The following is a 6,596-nucleotide window of genomic DNA, read 5'->3' as shown; positions in this document are numbered from 1 at the left end:
ACTAGAAACGACTCAAGTGAAGGTGGACCGATGGGGTATCTCGACAACCTGATCATCGACACGGACAACTACAAGCACTGTCACTATCCGCTGTACCCGAAGGGTACGGAGTACGTGTCGAGCTACATCGAGTCTCGTGGTGGTCTGTTCCCGGTCACCATGTTCGTGGGGTTGCAGGTGTATCTGCGGGAGAAGCTGATGAAGCCGATCACGCTGGAGGACATCGACGAGGCGGAGTTCGTGGTCCGCGAGCAGGGTATGCACTTCAACCGGGAGAACTGGTTGGGGATCTTGAACGATCACGGCGGGTATCTGCCGGTGGAGATCGAGGCGGTGCCGGAGGGGACGGTGTTGCCTGCCCGCAACGTGTTGGTGCAGGTGGTCAACACCGACCCGAGGTACTTCTGGGCGACCAGTTTCTTCGAGACCGCGCTGCTGCGGGCGGTGTGGTATCCGAGCACGATCGGCACGGTCAGCTGGTTGTCGAAGATGGTGATCAAGGAGGCGTTGGACCGTACGGCGGACTCGTCGGCGGGGTTGCGGTTCATGTTGCACGACTACGGCGCCCGTGGGGTGAGCTCGCAGCAGTCCGCGGCGTTGGGTGGGTTGGCGCACCTGGTGAACTTCGACCAGTCGGACACGGTGCCGGGCATCCTCGCGGCGAAGCGCTACTACAACGCGGGGAAGGTCTCGAACTCCGGCCCGAACGCCGAGCACGCGGGTTTCTGCGCGTGGGGGCGGGACGACGAGGTGGGTGCGATCCGGAACATGCTCGAGACCTACGCCCCCGAGGGCTGTGCGCTCGTGCTCACCGACACCTACGACCACGAGAACTGTGTCAAGAACATCATCGGCGGCGAGCTCAAGGAGATGGTGCAGAACTTCCCGGGCCTGGTCGGTGTGCGTCCCGACTCGGGGGACATCGTGCAGGTCACCGCGGACACCACCGGCTGGTTGATGGACATCTTCGGGTACACGGTGAACTCGAAGGGGTTCAAGGTGTTGCCTCCGTTCATCCGGGTGGTGCAGGGCGACGGGGTGAACTTCCACTCGCTGCCGCAGGTGTACATGGAGTTGGAGCGGCGTGGGTTCTCCGCGGAGAACGCGGTGTTCGGTATGGGTGGTGGTCTGTTGCAGCACTGGAACCGCGACACCATGAACTTCGGTCAGAAGGCGTCTGCGGTGTGTGTGGACGGGCAGTGGCGTGAGATCGCGAAGTCGCCGACGGGTGCGGCGTTCAAGGCGTCGAAGCGGGGCAGGTTGGCGCTCAAGCGCGAGGACGGCGTGTACACCACGGTGCCGAAGGGGTCGATCCCGGAGTCGGAGAACGTGCTGCAGCCGGTGTTCCGGGACGGCAAGCTGTTGCGCAAGTGGGACTTCACCGAGCTGATCGCGAACAGCGAGAAGGAGGTGCCGGAGTCCTACTACATCGACCATGTCGGGCCGATGCGCACCGTCTCCTCGGAGATGGCCGTCTCCGCCTGATCCCGGCCCGGCGCCCCGTCCCCCCGCGGGGCGCCAGCCGGCCCGCACGACTGGCAGCGGCGCGCCCACGAGGTGCTCGACACCGTCCTCGACGAGGAGGGGGTCCGGCCCGAGGCGGTGCTGCCGTGTCACCTGGATCCGTCCGGGGAGGACCCGGACTGCCGGCGGCCGCGGTCGCCGCGCTGGTCGCCCGCGGGCCTGTCGACCGCCAATCCCCGCCGCCTGTTCACCGCGGCGGGCCATCGATGAGGAGTGTTGTGAGCCAGCTTCTGGGGAACGCCTTCGCGGCCGAGCTCGACTGGACCCCGAAGACCCCCGAGTTCCGCACCGGCGCCCGCTACCTGGACGGGATCACCGCGGACACCGCGGTGGACGTCTGGGGTGCCGAGGTCGGCGAGTACGACGGCGTCACCGCCGACGAGATCTTCGTCGTCCTCGAGGGCAAGGCCGAGGTCACCTTCCACCGCACCGGCGAGACCATCGCGATCGGACCGGGAGACGTCGTCCGCCTCTTCGCCCGGGACACCTGCACCTGGCGGACCGTCGAAACCCTCCGCAAGGTGTCGTTCCACGCCCGACAGGACGTCTGACCATGACCGTGCAGACCGCCGGCGTGCCCCTCGAGCGGGTGGCCGAGTTCTACATCGGCGGCCGGTGGGTCGCCCCGTCCTCCACGGACGTGATCGACGTCGTCGACTCCGGCACCGAGGAGGTCTACTTCAGTGTCGCGGAGGCGCGCGAGGCCGACGTCTCCGCCGCGGTCGGTGCCGCACGGACCGCGTTCGACGACGGCCCGTGGCCGCGCATGACTCCCGGCAGGCGCGCCGAGTACCTGCGGGCCATCGGTGCCGCGATCGCCGAGCGCGCCGAGGACGTGGCGCAGCTCTGGACGCGGGAGTCGGGGATCGTCGTCGGTGCCGCGCGGGCGGTGCTGACGAGCGAGGTCACCGGCGCCTACGCGTACTACGCCGACCTCGCCGACACCTTCGCCTTCGAGGAGCCCGCCACCCCCTCGGGTGGCGCCGGGTTCGGAGCGATCGTGCGGGAACCGGTGGGCGTGGTGGGGGCGATCGTCCCGTGGAACGTGCCGATGTCGCTGATCGCCTTCAAACTCGCCCCGGCTCTGTTGGCCGGGTGCACCGTGGTGCTCAAAGCCTCCCCGGAGGCGCCCGGTGCGGCGCTGGTGATGGCCGAGATCGCCGAGCAGGTGGGGTTGCCCGCCGGGGTGCTGAACGTGCTGACCGCCGACCGCGAGGTCTCCGAGCGCCTCGTCCGGGACCCGCGGGTCGACAAGATCACCTTCACCGGGTCGACGGCCGCGGGGAAGGCCATCGCCGGGATCATGGCCGAGCGGATCGGGCGCTACACGCTCGAGCTCGGGGGCAAGTCCGCGGCGGTCGTGCTGGACGACGCGGACGTCGCCGACGCGGCTCGGGTCCTGGCGGGCGCGGAGTGCTTCCTCACCGGGCAGATCTGCGGCTCGCTGACCCGGATCATCGTCCCCCGGCACCGGCACGACGAGATGGTGGAGGGCCTCGCGGCGGCGTTCTCCCAGGTCAAGGTGGGTGATCCCTTCGATCCGTCGGTGCAGATGGGGCCGCTCGCGACCGCCCGGCAGCGAGCGCGCGTCGAGGGCTACATCGGCATCGGGATCAGCGAGGGCGCCACGCTCGCGAGCGGCGGCGGCAGGCCCCCGGGCCTGAACCGCGGCTGGTACGTCGAGCCCACGGTCCTGGCCAACGTGGACAACTCGTGGCGGATCGCCCAGGAGGAGATCTTCGGCCCGGTGCTGACCGTGATCCCGGCGCGAGACGAACAGGACGCGGTCCGCATCGCGAACGACTCGCCGTACGGGCTCAACGCCTCGGTGTTCACCCCCGACCTCGACCGCGCGCTCGCCGTGGGCAGGCGGCTCCGTTCCGGGACCGTCGGACACAACGACAACCGGGCGGACTTCGGCATCGGCTTCGGCGGGTTCAAGCAGTCGGGCGTCGGCCGCGAGGGCGGCGTCGCGGGGCTGTTGCCCTACCTCGAGAACAAGACCATGGTCTTCGAGGCCAGGCCGGCGGGCCTCGGTGGCTAGCACGACGACGGCGCCGCGGGCCGGGTCCTGGATCGCCGGACGGGCGGTGTCCGGTTCCGGGAGGCATCCGGTGCGGGACCCGTGGACCGGCGACGTCGTGGCCGAGGTCGCCCTCGCCGATCCCGAGCATGTGGAGCAGGCGCTGCACCTGGCCCATCAGGCGGCCGGCGACCTGCGTGCGGTGCCCGCCCACCGCCGCGCCGAGGCGCTGCGGCAGGTGTCGACGGCGCTGCTCGAGCGCCGGGACGAGGTGGCCGCCACGATCACCCGCGAGAGCGGCAAGCCGATCACCTGGTCGCGAGCCGAGGTGCACCGGGCCTCGCTGACCTTCCGGTGGGCGGCGGAGGAGGCGCTGCGGTGGTCCGGTGAGCTTCAGCGACTCGACAGTGAGCCTGCCGGAGACGGCCGCCTGGCTCTGCATCGCCGGTTCGCGCGGGGCCCCGTCCTGGGCATCACCCCGTTCAACTTCCCGGTGAACCTGGCCGCGCACAAGGTGGCACCCGCCCTGGCGGTGGGGGCACCCATCGTGCTCAAGCCCGCGCCGAAGACTCCGCTCAGCGCCCTGCTGCTGGGCGAGGTCGTCGCGGGATGCGATCTTCCCCCGGGCGCGTTCTCCGTGCTCACCGTGGAGGACGCCGTCGCCCCCGACCTCGTCGCCGACCCGCGCCTGCCCGTGGTGTCGTTCACCGGGTCCGGCCCGGTCGGCTGGGCCATCCGCGACGCCGTGCCCCGCAAGCACGTCACCCTCGAGCTCGGTGGCAACGCCGGTGTCCTGATCTGCCCGGACTGGAGCTCGGGAGCCGACCTCCGGCGGGCGGCGCGCCGGATCGCGACCGGCGCGAACGCCCAAGGGGGTCAGTCCTGCATCTCCGTGCAGCGTGTCCTCGTCGACCGCGCGCTGTACGACGCGTTCGTGCCGATGCTGGTCGAGGAGGTCGAGCGGCTCGTCGTCGGTGACCCCTGGGCCGAGGAGACGACGGTCGGGCCGCTGATCGACCGAGCCGCGGCGGAGCGGGTCGGGGACTGGATCGCCGAGGCCGCCGCCGGCGGCGCCGAGGTGCTGACCGGCGGGCGGGTCAGCGGGACGCTGGTCCAGCCCACCGTGCTCGTCGACGCCCCGGCCGAGGCGCGCCTCTGTCGGGACGAGGCCTTCGGCCCCGTGCTGACCGTGGCCGCCGTGGACGGGATCGACGAGGGCCTGCGAGCACTCGACGACTCCCGCTTCGGGCTGCAGGCGGGGGTCTTCACCCACGACGTCCGGACGGCGTTTCGCGCCCATCGCGAGCTGGAGGTCGGCGGTGTCATCATCGGCGACATCCCCACCTTCCGGGCCGAACAGATGCCCTATGGCGGAGTCAAGGAGTCCGGTATCGGACGCGAAGGTGTGCGCGCCGCCATGGAGGACTACACGGAGTCGCGGCTGCTCGTGTTCTCGGAGGTGAGCTTGTGAGAAGCGACCCGCCGAGCGGTGACCAGAATCGTTTATAGTCAGTCCGAGCCGAGAGGAGGGCACGTGCCCGAGAACCCGAGGTCCGCCCCGTTGCGCGTCCTGGTCGCCGGGGAGTCCTGGATCAAGCACACGATCCACATGAAGGGCTTCGACCAGTTCCACTCCACCGAGTACGAGGAGGGAGCCGGCGGCTTCCTGGACTGCGTGCGCGCGGCGGGCCACGAGCTGACGTACGTGCGCGGCCATGAGATCTCCTCGTCCTTCCCGAAGTCGGCGGAGGCGCTCGACGCGTTCGACGTCGTCGTCATCTCCGACATCGGCTCGAACTCGTTTCTGCTGCCGGACGAGACCTTCCTGCGGTCGGAGCCGTCGCCGAACAAACTCGCCCTGGTCAGGGAGTACGTGGGCCGTGGTGGGGGACTGGTGATGATCGGCGGCTACCTGTCGTTCACCGGCATCGACGGCAAGGCGCGCTACGGCATGAGTCCCCTCGCCGACGTGCTGCCGGTCGATCTGATGCCCACCGACGACCGGGTGGAGATCTCCGACGGGCTGAAGGTCGACGTGTGCGACCCGGCCCACCCCGTGCTCGGCGGCACCCCCGCCGAGTGGCCGATGCTGTTGGGCTACAACCGGACCTTCCCCAAGGAGGGGGCGGAGGTCGTGGCCCGCAGCGGCGACGATCCGCTCCTGGTGGTGGGTCATTACGGGCAGGGGCGCTCGGTCGCCTTCACCTCGGACCTCGCCCCGCACTGGGCGCCGCCGGAGTTCGTGGAGTGGGAGCACTACGCCGGTCTGTGGACCTCGATCCTGGCGTGGGCCGCAGGTGGCCCCGAGGGATGACATGACGTCTCGTGTGCTCGTGGTCGGCGCGGTGAACGTCGACCGGGTGGTGCGGGGGCGCGGTCCGGCATGCCGCGCTCCGCGGCGATCGACCAGGTGATGGGATCGGGCCGACGGTCCGATCCCCGATGAAGGGTGGACTCATGACCGCGTCGCTGCAGCAGGGCTACGACAAGCGGCTGATGTTGTTCTCGGGCCGGGCGAACCCCGAGCTGGCCGAGCGGATCGCCGGGCAGCTCGGGGTCGACCTCGGGCCGGTGACGCTGAAGACCTTCTCCAACGACGAGATGTACTGCCGGTTCGAGGAGTCGATCCGTGGCGCGGACGTGTTCCTCGTCCAGCCGATGTGTGCCAACCCCGCTGCCGGGGTCAACGCCAACGACGCCCTGCTCGAGTTGCTGGTGATGGTCGATGCCGCCGTGGGGGCGAGTGCCCACCGGGTGATCGCGGTGACCCCCTGGTACGGCTACTCGCGGCAGGACAAGAAGTCCGCCCCGCGCGAGCCGATCTCGGCCCGGATGGTCGCCCGCACGCTGGAGGCGGTCGGGGTGGACCGGGTGTTGACCATGGACCTGCACGCGGGTCAGCTGCAGGGCTTCTTCGGCATCCCGGTGGATCACATGACCGCGTTGATGATGCTCGCCGACCACTTCGCGAGTCTGGACGACGATCTGGTGGTCGTCGCTCCGGACGCGGGGCGGGTGAAGCTGAACAAGCAGTTCGCCACCCGGATGG

General features: G+C 69.9%; 7 protein-coding genes. All 7 read left to right on the top strand.

Translation table 11 applies throughout. The annotated features are described in order from the left end of the window. The first annotated feature begins 30 nt into the window (after positions 1–30). On the top strand, positions 31–1,485 hold the full coding sequence (locus BLS43_RS29090) for a nicotinate phosphoribosyltransferase (protein ID WP_093089047.1): 1,455 nt from the start codon (positions 31–33) through the stop codon (positions 1,483–1,485). 72 nt (positions 1,486–1,557) lie between these two features. After that, positions 1,558–1,734 (top strand): hypothetical protein, encoded by a 177-nt coding sequence (locus BLS43_RS31565; protein WP_245707917.1) that lies wholly within the window; start codon positions 1,558–1,560, stop codon positions 1,732–1,734. An 8-nt stretch (positions 1,735–1,742) separates the two neighbouring features. Next, positions 1,743–2,075 (top strand): cupin domain-containing protein, encoded by a 333-nt coding sequence (locus BLS43_RS29085; protein WP_245707916.1) that lies wholly within the window; start codon positions 1,743–1,745, stop codon positions 2,073–2,075. Between the two features lie 2 nt (positions 2,076–2,077). Continuing rightward, positions 2,078–3,568, top strand: a complete 1,491-nt coding sequence (locus BLS43_RS29080; protein ID WP_093089902.1) for an aldehyde dehydrogenase — start codon at positions 2,078–2,080, stop codon at positions 3,566–3,568. Further along, positions 3,561–5,018, top strand: coding sequence for an aldehyde dehydrogenase family protein (locus tag BLS43_RS29075; protein ID WP_093089901.1), 1,458 nt, complete (start codon positions 3,561–3,563; stop codon positions 5,016–5,018). The genes BLS43_RS29080 and BLS43_RS29075 overlap by 8 nt, the downstream gene beginning before the upstream one ends. 63 nt (positions 5,019–5,081) lie before the next feature. Then, positions 5,082–5,861, top strand: coding sequence for a glutamine amidotransferase (locus BLS43_RS29070; RefSeq protein ID WP_093089900.1), 780 nt, complete (start codon positions 5,082–5,084; stop codon positions 5,859–5,861). 143 nt (positions 5,862–6,004) lie between these two features. After that, positions 6,005–6,596, top strand: a 592-nt coding sequence (locus BLS43_RS29065) for a ribose-phosphate diphosphokinase (RefSeq protein WP_143030298.1), incomplete at its 3' end; no start/stop codon positions are given.

Origin of the sequence: Pseudonocardia oroxyli, assembly GCF_900102195.1 — a bacterium.
GTDB classification, from domain to species: Bacteria; Actinomycetota; Actinomycetes; order Mycobacteriales; family Pseudonocardiaceae; genus Pseudonocardia; species Pseudonocardia oroxyli.
Note: the sequence above shows the minus strand (reverse complement) of the source record. Positions and strands in the feature narration are given on the sequence as shown.

Coding starts and splice junctions, on each gene's coding strand:
- BLS43_RS29080 (WP_093089902.1), top strand. CDS start 2,078: ATGACCGTGCAGACCGCCGGCGTGCCCCTCGAGCGGGTGGCCGAGTTC.
- BLS43_RS29090 (WP_093089047.1), top strand. CDS start 31: ATGGGGTATCTCGACAACCTGATCATCGACACGGACAACTACAAGCAC.